At 32.6% G+C, this 15320-nt stretch carries 16 protein-coding genes; 8 read left to right on the forward strand and 8 right to left on the reverse strand.

Annotated elements, in window-relative coordinates; genetic code table 11:
• Window positions 1-424: 424 nt before the first annotated feature.
• The 4 genes from nuoE to ACJDUG_RS14555 all read left to right on the forward strand — a co-directional run bounded on the left by nuoE (window position 425) and on the right by ACJDUG_RS14555 (window position 5689).
• Complete coding sequence (gene nuoE / locus ACJDUG_RS14540; protein ID WP_406770596.1) at window positions 425-901, forward strand: NADH-quinone oxidoreductase subunit NuoE; 477 nt, start codon at window positions 425-427, stop codon at window positions 899-901.
• 19 nt (window positions 902-920) lie between these two features.
• Window positions 921-2804 (forward strand): NADH-ubiquinone oxidoreductase-F iron-sulfur binding region domain-containing protein, encoded by a 1884-nt coding sequence (locus tag ACJDUG_RS14545; protein ID WP_406770597.1) that lies wholly within the window; start codon window positions 921-923, stop codon window positions 2802-2804.
• 32 nt (window positions 2805-2836) lie between these two features.
• Window positions 2837-4579 carry an NADH-dependent [FeFe] hydrogenase, group A6 gene (locus tag ACJDUG_RS14550; RefSeq protein ID WP_406770598.1) on the forward strand — a complete coding sequence of 581 codons (1743 nt, stop codon included), beginning with the start codon at window positions 2837-2839 and terminating at the stop codon, window positions 4577-4579.
• 264 nt (window positions 4580-4843) lie between these two features.
• The gene (locus tag ACJDUG_RS14555; protein ID WP_406770599.1) at window positions 4844-5689 is read left to right on the forward strand and encodes a DegV family protein; all 846 of its coding nucleotides are present in this window, start codon (window positions 4844-4846) and stop codon (window positions 5687-5689) included.
• A 28-nt stretch (window positions 5690-5717) separates the two neighbouring features.
• On the opposite strand, the gene ACJDUG_RS14560 is transcribed toward ACJDUG_RS14555, so the two are convergent.
• Window positions 5718-6962, reverse strand: coding sequence for an MFS transporter (locus ACJDUG_RS14560; RefSeq protein WP_406770600.1), 1245 nt, complete (start codon window positions 6960-6962; stop codon window positions 5718-5720).
• A 207-nt stretch (window positions 6963-7169) separates the two neighbouring features.
• Between ACJDUG_RS14560 and ACJDUG_RS14565 the strand changes: the two genes are divergently transcribed.
• Entirely contained in the window at window positions 7170-8534 is a 1365-nt protein-coding gene (locus ACJDUG_RS14565) for an MATE family efflux transporter (protein ID WP_406770601.1), read from the forward strand.
• A 39-nt stretch (window positions 8535-8573) separates the two neighbouring features.
• Here the strand turns inward: ACJDUG_RS14565 and ACJDUG_RS14570 are convergent, their stop codons facing one another.
• Complete coding sequence (locus ACJDUG_RS14570; protein WP_406770602.1) at window positions 8574-9251, reverse strand: DUF975 family protein; 678 nt, start codon at window positions 9249-9251, stop codon at window positions 8574-8576.
• A 179-nt stretch (window positions 9252-9430) separates the two neighbouring features.
• On the opposite strand from ACJDUG_RS14570, the gene ACJDUG_RS14575 reads away from it, so the two are divergent.
• Window positions 9431-9598: a hypothetical protein gene (locus tag ACJDUG_RS14575; protein WP_406770603.1), complete on the forward strand. Its 168-nt coding sequence runs from the start codon at window positions 9431-9433 to the stop codon at window positions 9596-9598.
• Between the two features lie 91 nt (window positions 9599-9689).
• Here the strand turns inward: ACJDUG_RS14575 and ACJDUG_RS14580 are convergent, their stop codons facing one another.
• Together ACJDUG_RS14580 and ACJDUG_RS14585 are read right to left on the reverse strand one after the other, a co-directional pair.
• Window positions 9690-10781: a DUF3810 domain-containing protein gene (locus ACJDUG_RS14580; RefSeq protein WP_406770604.1), complete on the reverse strand. Its 1092-nt coding sequence runs from the start codon at window positions 10779-10781 to the stop codon at window positions 9690-9692.
• A gap of 135 nt (window positions 10782-10916) precedes the next feature.
• Complete coding sequence (locus ACJDUG_RS14585; RefSeq protein ID WP_406770605.1) at window positions 10917-11264, reverse strand: hypothetical protein; 348 nt, start codon at window positions 11262-11264, stop codon at window positions 10917-10919.
• 308 nt (window positions 11265-11572) lie between these two features.
• On the opposite strand from ACJDUG_RS14585, the gene ACJDUG_RS14590 reads away from it, so the two are divergent.
• Complete coding sequence (locus ACJDUG_RS14590; RefSeq protein ID WP_406770606.1) at window positions 11573-12112, forward strand: TDE2712 family protein; 540 nt, start codon at window positions 11573-11575, stop codon at window positions 12110-12112.
• Between the two features lie 114 nt (window positions 12113-12226).
• Window positions 12227-12802, forward strand: coding sequence for a hypothetical protein (locus ACJDUG_RS14595; RefSeq protein WP_406770607.1), 576 nt, complete (start codon window positions 12227-12229; stop codon window positions 12800-12802).
• 132 nt (window positions 12803-12934) lie between these two features.
• Here the strand turns inward: ACJDUG_RS14595 and ACJDUG_RS14600 are convergent, their stop codons facing one another.
• From ACJDUG_RS14600 to ACJDUG_RS14615, 4 genes are all read right to left on the reverse strand, one after another.
• Window positions 12935-13519 carry a GNAT family N-acetyltransferase gene (locus ACJDUG_RS14600; RefSeq protein ID WP_406770608.1) on the reverse strand — a complete coding sequence of 195 codons (585 nt, stop codon included), beginning with the start codon at window positions 13517-13519 and terminating at the stop codon, window positions 12935-12937.
• 55 nt (window positions 13520-13574) lie between these two features.
• Window positions 13575-14444, reverse strand: coding sequence for a PhzF family phenazine biosynthesis protein (locus ACJDUG_RS14605; protein WP_406770609.1), 870 nt, complete (start codon window positions 14442-14444; stop codon window positions 13575-13577).
• 123 nt (window positions 14445-14567) lie between these two features.
• A complete protein-coding gene (locus ACJDUG_RS14610) occupies window positions 14568-14762 on the reverse strand; it encodes a hypothetical protein (protein WP_406770610.1) in 195 nt (64 codons plus the stop codon).
• A gap of 16 nt (window positions 14763-14778) precedes the next feature.
• Window positions 14779-15222 (reverse strand): hypothetical protein, encoded by a 444-nt coding sequence (locus ACJDUG_RS14615; RefSeq protein ID WP_406770611.1) that lies wholly within the window; start codon window positions 15220-15222, stop codon window positions 14779-14781.
• Between the last annotated feature and the right edge of the window lie 98 nt (window positions 15223-15320).

Consider the following 15320-nt stretch of genomic DNA (forward strand, 5'->3'; position numbering starts at 1 on the left):
TAGTCAATATTATTTACGAATAATTAATAATATATTAATTATTAAGTTCGGAATGTTAAATCACCCCATAATTTTTTTATAAAATAGTTAAGAAAAAAATAAGTGCTTACTTTTAAGATTAGTATGTTAAATTTATATCATTTAATGTAATGATTTTTAAAGGTTTTACAAATTTGAATAGAACTTATAAAAAGAATTCATTAATTTATTACCTATATATATAGGTATAAAAAATAGACTAATGTAAAATTATAAAATATTTTATAAATATTTTGAAAAACCACTTAATTTTTTTAATAATATTTAGTATAATGATATTGTAATCTTAATCGGACTCATTGGCGTAGATATTTTGCGTTTATTTTTTTGTAGTAGATAGCTTGTTAATTAACAAACAATTAATGATTATAAAGGAGGTTTCAAAATGTGTAAAAATGTCCTAAATGAAGAGAAGTTCACCGATCTTGAAGAATTTATTAAAAGCCTATCAAATAAAAAAGGTGCTGTTATTGAAGTTCTTCATAAGGCACAGCATATCTTCGGATATCTTCCAGAGGAGGTGCAGATTTTTGTTGCTGAAAAGCTCAATATCCCTGCTTCTCAGGTGTTTGGAGTAGTAAGTTTCTATTCCTATTTTACAACAGAGCCAAGAGGTAAATTTGTAGTAAATATCTGTATGGGTACAGCTTGCTTTGTTAGAGGTTCAGGAAATGTGCTAGCTGAATTTGAAAACAAGTTGAATATCAAATCTGGACAAACTACTCCAGATGGTAAATTTACTATTGGTTCTCTTAGATGTGTAGGAGCCTGCGGTCTTGCACCAGTAGTAATGGTAAATGACAAGGTTTATGGAAATGTTAAACCAGAGGATGTTGATAAAATATTAGCTGATTACAATTAATAGGTATATGGAGGATAATATGTTGAATAGAATTCGCTCTTTTGAAGATCTTAAAAATATTTACTCTGAATTAAAACCATTACTAGATATTAGAAAGCATTTTGTTGATATAAGTAATGAAGATAAAATAGAAATTCATATCTGTGGAGGTACGGGCTGTAAGGCTTCGCAAAGTGATAAGATACTTGCAAACATGAAGGAAGCTATTGAAGCTAATGGTCTATTAAGCAAGGTACATGTATCTATTACTGGTTGTTTTGGCTTTTGTGAAAAAGGCCCAATAGTAAAAATTAGTCCTGACAATGTATTTTATGTAAAGGTTAAACCAGAAGATGCAAAAGAAATAATTGAAGAGCATATCATGAAAAAAAGAGTCATAGCAAGGCTTTTATATGAAGAGCCAACATTAAAGGAAACTGTAACAAGGCAGGATGAAATGTCCTTTTATAAAAAACAGCATCGTATTGCTCTAAGAAACTGCGGTGTAATAAATCCAGAAAAAATAGAAGAGTACATCGCAAGCGATGGTTATATGGCACTAGGAAAGGTTATAACCACAATGACTGCAGACGATGTAATACAAACTATGATAGATTCAGGTTTAAGAGGCCGTGGAGGCGGAGGATTTTCAACAGGTCAAAAATGGTTATTTGCAAAAAGAAGTAAAGCTAATCAAAAATATATAATTTGCAATGCTGATGAGGGAGATCCTGGTGCTTTCATGGATCGTTCAGTACTTGAAGGAGATCCAAATACAGTAATTGAAGCTATGGCTATAGCAGGCTATGCTATTGGAGCTTCAGAAGGTTACATTTATATTAGAGCAGAATACCCTCTTGCTATAGAAAGATTAAAAACAGCTATTTCAGAAGCTAGAGAAGCTGGTCTCCTTGGAAAAAACATAATGGGAACAGATTTTAGCTTTGATGTATTTATAAAATATGGTGCTGGCGCCTTTGTTTGTGGAGAAGAAACTGCCTTAATTCACTCCATAGAAGGTTATAGAGGAGAACCAACAACAAAGCCTCCTTTCCCCGCAGTAAGCGGTTTGTGGGAAAAACCAACTTGTGTTAATAACGTTGAAACCTTAGCAAATATACCCCCTATTATTTTAAATGGCCCAAATTGGTATGCCTCCATGGGAACAAAAACTTCCAAGGGTACTAAGGTTTTTGCTTTAGCAGGTAAAATTAACAATGTTGGATTAGTTGAAGTACCAATGGGAACAACCTTAAGAGAAATAATTTATGAAATCGGCGGTGGAATAAAAAATGGGCGTAAATTTAAAGCCGTTCAAACCGGAGGACCTTCTGGTGGATGTATACCTGCTGAAAATTTAGATATTCAAATAGATTATGAATCCTTAAATGCTATTGGTTCAATGATGGGTTCAGGCGGAATGATAGTTATGGATGAGGATAACTGTATGGTTGATATAGCTAAGTTCTATCTTGAATTTACTGTTGATGAATCCTGTGGAAAATGTACGCCTTGCCGTGTTGGAAATAAGAGACTCCTTGAAATATTAACTAAGATTACTGAAGGTAAAGGAACTGAAGAAGATCTTGAAGATTTGCAAGAATTAGCAGAAACCATTAAAGATACTTCACTTTGTGGACTTGGTCAAACAGCTCCAAATCCAGTATTAAGCACAATGAAATACTTTATGGATGAGTATGTGGCTCACGTTAAGGAAAAGCGCTGCCCTGCTGGAGTTTGCAAATCATTATTGCAGTATCATATAACAGATAAATGTATAGGTTGTACTAAATGCGCTAGACAGTGTCCTTCAAACTGTATTAGCGGAAAAGTTAAAACCATGCATGTAATTAATCAAGACAAGTGTATTAAATGTGGTGCTTGCCAAATTTCTTGTCCTGTTAAAGCCATAATAAGAAGGTAGTTTCTATAATATATAAAGAAGAGGTGAATATTTTGAGTTTAGTAACTGTTACAATAAATAATAAAAGGATTCTAGTAGAAGAAGGAACCACTATATTAGAAGCTGCTAAATTATTGAATATAAAAATTCCTACACTATGCCATTTAAACCTGCATGATACCAAGATGGTTAATCAAACCGCTTCCTGCCGTGTTTGTATGGTTGAAGTAGAAGGTAAGAAAAACCTTGCACCTTCCTGTGCTACACCTGTTTTTAATAACATGGTGGTAAGAACAAATACTATAAGGGCAATAAGAGCTAGAAGAACAGTAGTAGAACTGCTTTTATCTGACCATCCTAAAGACTGCTTAATATGCCCAAAAAACACTGACTGCGAGCTTCAAAGCTTAGCAGCAGATTTAGGTGTTAGAGATATTCCCTACCAAGGTGAAATGTCCACCTATGAAATAGACGATTCCAGCAGATCAATAGTTAGAAATCTTGATAAATGCATACTATGCAGAAGATGCGAAACTATGTGTAATAAGGTTCAAACAGTTAATGTACTTTCTGGAGTAGATAGAGGGTTCCAAACTGTAGTGCAGCCGGCATTTGGACTTCCAATGACCGAAACATCTTGTACCTTCTGCGGCCAATGTGTTGCAGTATGCCCAACGGCTGCCTTAACAGAAGTAAATAATGTTCCAAAGGTCTGGAGAGCTTTAAAAAACAAAGAGAAATATGTAGTTGTCCAAACTGCACCTGCAGTAAGAGTTGCCCTAGGCGAAGAATTCGGACTTGCACCAGGAACAGTGGTAACTGGTAAAATGGCTGCAGCACTTAGATCTTTAGGTTTTGACAAAGTTTTCGATACAGACTTTGCTGCGGACTTAACAATAATGGAAGAAGCTTCTGAGTTTATACACAGGCTTCAGCATGGAGGCAGAATGCCAATACTAACAAGCTGCTGCCCAGGCTGGATTAAATTCTTTGAGCATCAATTCCCAGATCTTTTAGATATTCCGTCCACTTGTAAGTCACCTCATGAAATGTTTGGTGCTATTACAAAGACTTACCTTGCTGATAAAATGGGAATAGATCCAAGGAATATTGTTGTGGTTTCTGTAATGCCTTGTCTCGCAAAGAAGTATGAGGCAGCTAGACCTGAACTTTCAAATAATGGAATGCAGGATGTTGATATTGTTATTACTACAAGAGAACTGGCAAAAATGCTTAAGGAAGCTGGCATAGACTTTAATTCCTTAGTGGAAGGTGACTTTGATCATCCATTAGGAGAATCTACTGGAGCATCTGTAATATTCGGAACAACAGGAGGAGTTATAGAAGCTGCTCTTAGAACTGCTTATGAATGGCTAACCAACGAAACCTTAGAAAGTGTAGAATTCCATTCTTTAAGAGGTATGGACGGAGTTAAAGAGGCAACAGTAAAAATTAATGACTTAGATGTTAATATTGCAGTTGCTCACGGTCTTGGAAATGCAAGAAAAATACTTGAAGCTATAAGAAATGGCGAGGTAAATTATCATGCCATTGAAATAATGGCTTGTCCAGGAGGCTGCATAAACGGGGGTGGCCAGCCTTACAATCATGGCGATGTAGAGATAATTAAGAAGCGTATGGAAGGTCTCTATTCTGAAGATAGAAGTAAATCTCTAAGAAAATCCCATGATAATCCATATATAAAGCAGCTTTATGATGAGTTCCTAGGTGAGCCTTATGGTGAAAAAGCCCATGAGCTTCTTCACACACAGTATACAAAACGTAGAAAATTATAATTACTGTATAAGTTAAGAATAGCTGTATCAAAGTTTTTTGTGACAGCTATTTTGTTTTAAAGTATAAAATTCACAAATTGTTTCATGTTATATACTTTATCTTCCAAATCAACTGGGATATAATAATATGTATGCATTTATTTATACATATTATGGGGGCTGCAGGAGGCAAAACAATTAATAATAGTTTTGTGCCCCAGAGCACTACAGGAGGCAAAACAATTAATAATAGTTTTGTACCCCAGAGCACTACAGGAGGGTAAAATGAATAAAGTTAAAATCATAACTGACAGCACCAGTGATCTCACCCCTGATATCATTAAAAAATTAGATATTTCAGTTGTGCCCTTATATGTTAATTTTAATGATGAAAGTTTCATTGATGGTGTTAATATCACTACAAAAGAACTATATGAGAAGGTTGAAAAATATGGATGTCTGCCTAAAACTGCTGCAGGTTCACCGGCTGACTTTTACAAAATGTTTGAAAAATTTATTGATGCGGATATGGATATTGTTTTTATAGGCTTATCTTCTAAACTTTCATCACACCTTCAAAGTGCCATTCTTGCCGCAAGTGGCCTTCCTGAAGGTAGAATTCATATAGTAGACTCATTAAACTTATCTTCCGCAATAGGACTATTAGTTTTAAAGGCTGTTGATTTTAGAAATCAAGGTCTGGAGGCTGCAGAAATTGCTAAAAAGGTAAGAGAACTTGTCCCTAAAGTTAAAACAGAATTTATAATAGATACACTAGACTATCTATATAAGGGTGGCAGGTGCTCTGCACTGCAAAGCCTGATAGGTGGTATGCTAAAAATAAGGCCTGTGGTTAAAGTAGTTGACGGCAGTATGGTACCTGCGCAAAAGCTTATGGGAAAAAGAGATAAGGCACTTAATACAATGCTGTCAAATGTTATAAAAGAAAAAGAAAACATAGACCCTGCTAGAGTAATGGTAACTCATTCTTTAAGTGGTGATGCAGGTTACTTAAAGTCAGAGCTTGAAAAGAATCTTAATATAAATGAAGTTATTATAACTGAAGCTGGCTGCGTAATTTCCAGCCATTGCGGCCCAAATACAATAGGAATTTTATATATCGAAAAATAGTTCAGGTAAAACCCCTGAACTATTTTTATTATGCCTTAGTTAAGCTCTTACTTTCTTGCTTTATTTCAAAGCCTCTAAGCCATCTCATAAAGACACTTGAAATTATTAGAAGTATAAAGCATATTATCCAAAGCTTTGGTATCCCATAAGCATCAATAAATCTTCCGAAGACATAAGGTCCAAGTGATGCCCCTACTCCTGTAATAAGAGGTATAACTGCATTGAATCTTCCTCTATGATTCATAGGTGAATGGTTTGCAATATACACACCTGCATTTGTGGCTTCAAGAATCTCACCAATAGTATACAAAACTGCTGAAAGTATATACAGTGGAAAACTATTTATAAACCCAAGCATGCCAAAGCCTATAGCATAAAAAACACTTGCTAATGCAATATTTAAAACAGGTGGTACTTTCATAGTTATTTTAATTATAAAGGTTGTTAATATAATTATAGTTATACCATTTGTAGCCATTACAAACCCAAAATACTTGGACCCTAGGCCGCTTCCAAAAGCTTTAGTTATTTGCAGGGGAATAACAAAACCTATTGTTGAATAAACAAAGGCATTTATAGTCTTTCCAACCATAAAAAACATTAAGGATGGTCTCTTAAGAAATGCCTCAAATACGCTGGAGTCTTCTGCTGCTTCATCATTAGCTGCAACTTTGCTTTCTTCTATATCCTCCTTACTTGGCATTGTATCCTCAATAAACACAGTTAAAATTATTAGGGATATTATTATAGAAACTGTGTTACCTAAGAATATGAGGCTGGTATAATTTCTATATAGAAAGCCTGCAATCATAGGCCCAATAGAGAAGCCAACATTGATTCCTAAGTAAAGAAGTGAAAAGGCTGACTTTCTGTTATCCTTATTAGTTAAGTCAGTCATCATTGCCGAATTAGCTGGCTGAGCTGCACTCATAAAGAAACCTGAGGTAATTAATAATATAGGAATTAGTCTAGAATTGCCTAAGAAAGCGCAAGGGGCAAAGCAGCAGGCCGCAAGGCCTTGAAAAGTAAGAAATAGCTTTTTACGGCCAAAGTGATCTGTTAGTTTTCCTCCTATTAAGGAACCAGCTGCTTGGGCAAATGCACTAAACATAAAATATTTACCTGCGTCTTTATTGCTGAGCCCTATATGTTCTGTTAAAAACAACGTTAAGAATGGATAAACAAAATTACCCATAGCATTAACAACTCTAACTATAGCTAAAATATAGATGGTAGAAGGTAGTCCACCATATATATCAAGTTTCTTAATCATCTTAAAAGTATTAATAGAAATCCCCCCTTAAAAAGCAAAGATAAAAAGTAAAGCAGGCTATAAAAATAGACCTAAATACTATTCTAATACAGAAACAAGTAAAAAACTACAAAATGCAAAACTATTTTATTTGAATATAGAAATAATTAGAAAAATAATATACAATATTTCTGTGATTGTTTTCTATTTAATTTTCTGGAGGGGTGTATGGACTTATTTTCTTTATTTATGGACAAAAAATTCTTTAAAGCTTTACTAAGACTAGCTGTTCCTATAGTATTGCAAAACCTTGTACTATCATCTTTAAATTTAGTTGACACCATAATTATAGGTGGCTTAGGTGAAAGAGCTATTGCAAGCGTTGGTTTAGCTAATCAATATTTTTTTCTTTTAAATCTCTTACTATTTGGAATAACCAGCGGATCTTCTATTTTTACAGCTCAATATTGGGGAAATAAGGATATCAAAAATATTAAAAGAGTTTTAGGTATCTGTATAATAACCGGAGGGTTAGGTGCTCTAATATTTACCATAGGCGGGCTATTAATTCCTGAACAAATATTAGGTATCTTCTCAAAGGATAGGGATGTAATTGTCCTTGGCGGCCAGTATTTAAGAATAATTGCCTTTAGCTATATTATTACTTCTATTAGCTTTGCCTACTCCTTTACCTTAAGAAGTACTGGACAGGTTAAAATCCCAATGTTCGTTAGCGTTACCGCACTTGGTATAAATACTGTATTAAATTATGCCCTGGTATATGGATATTTTGGTCTTCCAAAAATGGGAGTTCAAGGTTCGGCACTGGCGACCTTGATTGCCAGGATTGTAGAAATGGTATTGTTACTTTCAGTTGTATATAAAACTAAAAATGTTATAGCTGGTAGACTAAAGGAATTATTGGACCTATCAGCTGATTTTATAAAGAATTTCTTCAAAGTAACCATACCTGTAATAATGAATGAATCTATCTGGGCCTTAGGAGTCACACTTTATTCAGTGGTATATGCACGAATGGGTACTGAGGTAATTGCCTCTACAAATATATCTAGTACCATTGAAAGAATTACTTGGGTTATATTTATGGGATTAGGTAATGCATGTGCAGTTATGATTGGCAATAAGATTGGAGAAGGTGATGATAAAGAAGCCTTTATCTATGCAAAACGCTTTATTATTCTAGGTCCTTCACTTGCTATAATTGGAGGCATATTAGTTTATTTTAATTCCCACTTTATTTTATCAGCATATAAGGTTTCTCCTACCGTATATAATTACGCTGCTAAAAACCTTATTGTATTCTCAGTATTTTTGTGGGTTAAGGTATTTAACTTCACTACAATTGTAGGAATACTTCGAAGTGGCGGAGATACAAAGTTCTGCCTGTTCTTAGATACAAGTGGTGTTTGGCTTATTGGAGTTCCTCTAGCTTTTTTAGGGGGTCTTGTTTGGCACCTGCCGGTATATTGGGTTTATACACTAGTATTTATGGAGGAAGTTTATAAGCTTATACTTGGCCTTCCAAGAATACTTTCTAAGAAGTGGATTAACAACTTAGCAATACCTCAATAATTTAAAAGCCTCTATCATAGCAATGATAGAGGCTTTTAATTAAACTGTTTCCGTGAAATTGTTTGCACCGTTAATTCTTTTTAAATCTTCATAGAAATTAATTTTTGCTGTGTTATAATATGCACCTACCCATAAGAGTCCAATACCAAGAGTGAATATTGAAAGTAGTGCCCAACCAATAAAACTTAGGGTAAGCAGAAATAGCTTGCCCTTATGTCCTCTCATCATCTCTTTACTTTGGTTTATTGCTTCCATACAAGTTATCCCTGGATTGTCATTCATAATATAATAAGCCATAGAATATCTAAGAGCAGCAACTATGCCTGGAATGATAAATAATAACGTCCATAATATTGTTAAAATTCCAGTAACTAAATTCACTAAAAAAGTATTAATAAAATACTTAAAACCTCCAAACATATCTTCTAAAAGCGGCTCACCATTTCTAGCAACCTTCATGAAATAAGTTGCAACTCCATAAGCTATGGGTCCTGATAATATTAAGCTTACTAAAGATGCAAAACTATTGACGTTGCTGTATTCTCTTACAAACTGTCCGTTAACATAGGAATATGATAAAAATCCATTTGAGCTAAATGCCCTAATAATAAGCCAAGAAATTAATATAACAAGGACAGCCATGCCCCATTTTCCCTTAAGCTGTCTTCTTGCCTCAGCTCTATACTCATAATTTTCTCTTAATCCACCTTCATACATATAAAAGCCCCCTCTTTATATTATTGATATAAGTGTACTATATATTTTATTTTATTGAAAGTACCAATATTCACATAAATCATTTGTATAATTTTTTAGAAAACTACACAATATATTATTAATTGTAAAAAAGCCATTACTATTTGGCCAATATCAGTAATAGCAGAAGGGAGAACAATATGAGAAAAGAACCTATAATGCATAAACTATTTGGCTTTATTGATAGAGATGTGCATGCTTCAGACTTTATTGATACCAGACATCTTAATATGATGAATTTACCATTGAATCATTTAAAAGATTCTTCCAAATATAATTCCCATGGTGAAGATTATAAATACTTATAAACACATAGGCTTACCTATGTGTTTATAAGTTTATACCTTAATCTTTCAATCTTTCTTTTAATCTTATGGTAATAAGCTATTACATCTAAATTTATTGCTGGTAAACAAGCTTCTTGCTTCTGTATTCTGCAAGCAGTAAGTCTACCATTCTTCCATAGCTAGCTATTCCATCCTGCTGACCATTTGACTTAAGGTATGTATTATTAACCTTATTTGTTATTTTCTCAGTATTTCCTTTATATTTTTCCCAATGCTTACTATCATTATTAAGATCTCTTAAAACTCCAGTAGAATATTTACTTCGAAGCTCTTTAAAATCATTATAATTGGTATCTGCGAGGGCATTCATAGAATATATAAGAGCTAGCATTGTTCCTGAATACTGAAAGTCAACGTCTGGATGCATGCTGCAAACTACATAAGCTATATAATTAGCCTCATCCTCTCTAGCAAAGCCTCTTTGATGAGCCATTTCATGTGCGGCTGTACATGGTAGCATAAAATCAGTTTCATTAATATTTACATTTGCTTCTCCTGTATAAGGTATATATATGCCTGTAATCCCAGTGTAGCTCATAGGTTCGGATAACAATATTCTCTTTGGAGGTCCATAACTGCCTCCTAATTCCGGATAAATTTTAGATGCAGCATCAAAACCCATTTGCTCTCTTTTAAATACATTATTAAAACCACCTCTAAAGGTCATAACGCCATTAGAATCCTCTATTACCTTGGCTCTTAAATTATTTGCTCTATTTATTAGGTCTTCACACAAATTATAAAGCTCTTTTTCAGAAGAGTTTTCTACTTTTAAGCCTGCAATTTTATCAAAGGAATACCTGTTATAGTTAAAACCCCAAAGCAGCATAAAGAGAATATATAAAATTGAAACATATACTGCAAGGTTAACTGCCCTATTAAAAAACCCAGCTTTTCTTACATTAATTAAAATAAGAAAAATAAACAAAATAAGAATTATAATTAATAAAGGCAGCAAAATTTCTGCAAAGGAACTAGGAAAGGGACTTGTAATATAGCTTAACCCTTGTCTTATAACCTTATTTATTGTATTTGAATAATATTTTTCTACTAAACCTGGAAACTTAGCAGTTATTATATTTAACAGCATTATAATAGGAACAAGTAAAATTATGGTCATCTTTAACTTTGGTTTTTTAATCATAACAATTCCACCGTTTTTATGTATTTCTTTATAAACACTAATTATTACAAATAATTATACCTTTATTATGTAATTATTGAAATAAAAAAACTCATAATAAGCAGACTTGTTTTTCTCACTTATTATGAGTTTTTATTAACTAACCTTATTTAGTTTTATTATATTACTATTAAATAAATAACTCAAAAGCTTTTCACGGGCAGATTCTTCAGTTCTTGCCTCTATTTTAATTGAATCGCTAGAATTTATTTTATATTCATATATCTTTTCTTTAAATTTCACTACCTTTGCTGCACATTCACCATATTTTTTGTATTCATCAGTACCTTTTTCTATATACTCAATTCTAACTCTATTTGCTTCTGCCAATTCTAAGATGTCATCCCACTTAAAGTCCAAATAGGAGTACATAAATATTTCATTTTCTTTTAGCTCTGAAAAAAATTCTTTAAAATCTGTATACTTTGATAAATATTTAATCATTCTCATCATACCTCCTAGCAATGTTTATACTGCCCTCAATGATTATTAATCATTGAGCTCCTAGTAATGCTTCTACTGTGTGCTGATAATAATGGATTAACTGCTTATCAATCACTTAACTCCATTTATGAACTATTATAAAATAATGAAGCTTTTATTTCAAAGTATAATTAAAGTAATTATGGTTCATTATTCCTCTGTAATTATATATACGTAGAAGTGAATTATTATTAGGGCCATAAGTTTTATAAAATATATATTAGTGGTATAATATCTCTAGACTATTTAACTTGAAGGGAGATTTAATTATGATAAATTCCATTAAAGTGAATTTAAATGCCGTAGAAGCCATGTTATATTTTTGGCAGGCAGTGAATGACAGAGAAAATGTATCCGAAATGTTTATCTACGATGTGACAACAATGCCAGGTCTTACCTTAGCCTATGATTCTGAATTTAACGAGGAATCCGTCAGAAGAGCATTAAGCGCTATTAAAAATAGAGAAATTTTCACTTCAAACAATAGAAAAGAAGGAAGATTTTATAATAATAACCTTTGGATGATGGAAGACCTTGAATATACAAATTTAATGGTAGCTCCATTAAAAAAGTTGAATTTAAATTCCTTGCTTGAAAGCTTAAACATAAAGCATCCTAATTCAATCTTTCAGGAGCTTGAAGTTATATTTTCTCCCCTTCATTTAGATGAGTATCTAATATCAGATAATAAATTAATTGTGAATTTCTTTAGAGTAAAACCAAGTGACTTTGATGACAACACATTTATAGGAGATAAGGATTTAAGAACTTATTTAACGGAAAAATTGGAGGAAATAATAAATAAATAATTTAAGGTATTTATTAACAAATATACCTTATGCTTCATAATATTTAGCTTTACATTATTAAAAAAATGCCATAAAATAGTGGTTAGAATATTATAACACAAGGGGGTCATTTAAATGACTGAAATAAATAAACCATTGAACCCATTAAAGGCAATACTGTTTAAGTCTCACTGGAGCATTAGCTTCAGCTTTATAATTACGGCATTATTAGTTTTATTTTCTTTTGTTAATATTATACTTTTCGCCTTCTTTGGAATGCAAATTAATTCCATGGTATTTTTAGTATTCTCATTAATATCTTTTGTTTTTGTACTTATTGCTTCCTTTGAAACAGCTTCTGCTGGAAGAACTACTGTAAATTGGGTTATGTTCATTGTAGCTGCTGCTGCGGTTGTAATTGCTGCTTTAACAACTAATTTCTTTAAAAGTGTTCCAAAAGTTGAACTTGATAATATTAGCAATACTTTAATAGCCTTAACCTTTGGTTGTTCTGCTATAATTGCATTGTGTAATGGAAATATATCAAAAAAAGATTCTGAAGAAGTTTCAAAGGAAGCATCAGAAGAAACTGCACTAGAAACTTCTGAAGAGGCTGATGAAATTTCAGAGGAACCTATTGAAGAATCAGATACTAATGCTGAGAATTCTGAAGAGAAAATTAATAATGGAGAAACAACTGAAGATAAATAATAAATTAAAAGTTAAATAGAATAAGGGATAGGTCTACTTGCCTATCCCTATTAATTTTAAAGTTAGAATTTCTATATAAGTTTAAATTAAAAAGTAACATTTTTAAAAAATAACTATATTATGGATGGAATATTAGATATAATATCTCATCATCAACTTCCATTTAGACCTTCTTTCAGCAATCTTGAAGCCCGCTTTCAAAAATGAGGAAGGTATGCCTGTCCAAAGAAAGGGGTCTGGAACCTTCTCATCATAAGGAACCGAAGGATAAGCTTCTATAATTTCAGCTCCATTTAACTTACTATAATTAATAGCAGCCTTAATTAACTCTGTAGAAATTCCTTTTCTTCTGCTTAATTTTGATAAAAAAAGACAGGTTATAGACCAAACAGGTTCATCATCAATCCTCTTAAATACCCGTGAATTCTCTAATTTAATATACTTTTCTCTTGGTGCAGCAGCACACCATCCTATTGGTTTTTCTCCTATGTAAGCAAGTATACCAACTGGTTCGTGGTTATCTACTAAGCTCTTCATTGCGCTTTTGTTGCCAATACCCTTTTGGCTCTCAAAATCCGTTTTTTTTAATCTCCATGACATACACCAGCATCCCCCGCAGGCACCTCTTTCACCAAATAATTCTTCAAAATCACTCCATCTAGTGGAATCTAAGGCATAGGCTTTTAAGTCAAGATCTTTATTTTCATATATTTTCATTATTTACCTCCTTTAGTGTGTGTCATGTGGCACGAGGAGGGTTCTCGTGCCACATTTATATACTTATCAGCTTTTCCTTAATATTTAAAGCAGTTCCACCAACTTTCACTTCTATAATTTTCTCATCTGAAATTTCTAGGCAGGCTATAATTTCAGATGGCCTTCCCATAGAATATCCCTGCTTAAAAATTATGTTTTTACTATTATCTTTATTAATAACTCCGTACTTATATAAATAGCAGCTTAAAGCACCACTAGAAGTGCCTGTTGCGGCTTCTTCAGGTATATCATACAAAGGTGCAAAATTCCTGCAATTTGCAATAGCTTTATTTTCTGTTTCTAAGGTAAATAGATGATAGCCTGTAACATTCAGCTTTTCACTAATTTTTGCAATCTTATCAAAATCAGGCTTTACTTTATATAAAGCTTCTAAAGAATTAATTGGAATAAGAATATCTCTGATCCCAGTTGATACAATTTGAATAGGAAACTGCTCTGCTATAAGTTCCTCTTCTATATTCAATGAATCTGCTATATATCTCTTGTCCAATGCTTCATAGAATTCTGGATTCAACTGATTCATAAAAATAGATTTATTCTTTGTGCATTGAACCTTTAGAACCCCAGCTTTTGTTTCCTCAGTGTACTCTCCACTTTGAATTTCTCCTATACTTGCTAATAAATAAAAAGCTGCAATAGTAGCATGTCCACATAAATCCACTTCTTTATTAGGTGTAAAAAACCGTAACTTATAATCTGCATTTTTAGATTCTTGTACAAAGGCCGTTTCTGAAAATCCTACTTTAGCAGCTATTTCCTTCATATATTTTTCAGTTAATCCATTTTCATGAAGAACTACTCCTGCCGGATTACCTCCATTATTTATCTTTGCAAAAGCATTTAGCGTATAAACCTTTACCTTCAATTTTTTTCTCCTTTTTAAATAACAGCTTTATATAAATTATAATCCATAAATTTACACATTTCTATAGTTAAAAAGCTAGGGATCCCTGTTAAGTCATCTTAACAGTAGTCCCTAGCTTTAATCCTATTTTTTAGACAATCTAATAATTCCACCAGCAAATAATATACCACCTATAATTAATGGCATTAAATCTACAGTAAGTGAGTAAAGGTGAAAATTCTTAATTAGATTATATATTGAGGGAATTAAGAATATGATACCTATAGCTAGCATAATTGTTGGAGATAATCTTGAATTTTTATTTTCTTTGTTATCCATAAGCCTGCTCCTTAATTTAATTCCTCATTTTATTTTTTTCAGAAAGCCTCTGAATAATATTTGCTGGAAATAAGCGCTGCTCAAACAAAATAATCATGGATAGGACTGCCTCAATTAATCCAATAATAAAATATATAACATGTAAAGAAACTATAGATTTTAACATAATACATTGTACTATAATCCAAATCATTAAAGCCCAGCTGAAAATGCTGCTTATATACCCTTGATATCTTGATTTGAAACGGAACATTATGGCACTCATAATATTACCTAATCCAATTATAACAAATAGTATTATTCCAGGTATTAAATAATTGTGAAAAGGTGAATTTTTTAGTGGTTCTAGAGACATTCCCATAGGCCCAAAAGGATTTGTAATAGCAGCTAATCCACCTGCTAAGGCACCTATCCCTACAAACAAATGTAGACCAAATAATAGTCGGTATACTATCTTCATTCCCTTCCCCCTTATTAGAAATCCTATTTCTTGTTTATTATATGAATGATATGAGATGGTAATACTAACAGATTAACTTTTTAGAAATCTGATTTAAT

Source organism: Candidatus Clostridium stratigraminis (assembly GCF_045310675.1).
In the GTDB taxonomy this organism is placed as follows: Bacteria; Bacillota; Clostridia; order Clostridiales; family Clostridiaceae; genus Clostridium_AT; species Clostridium_AT stratigraminis.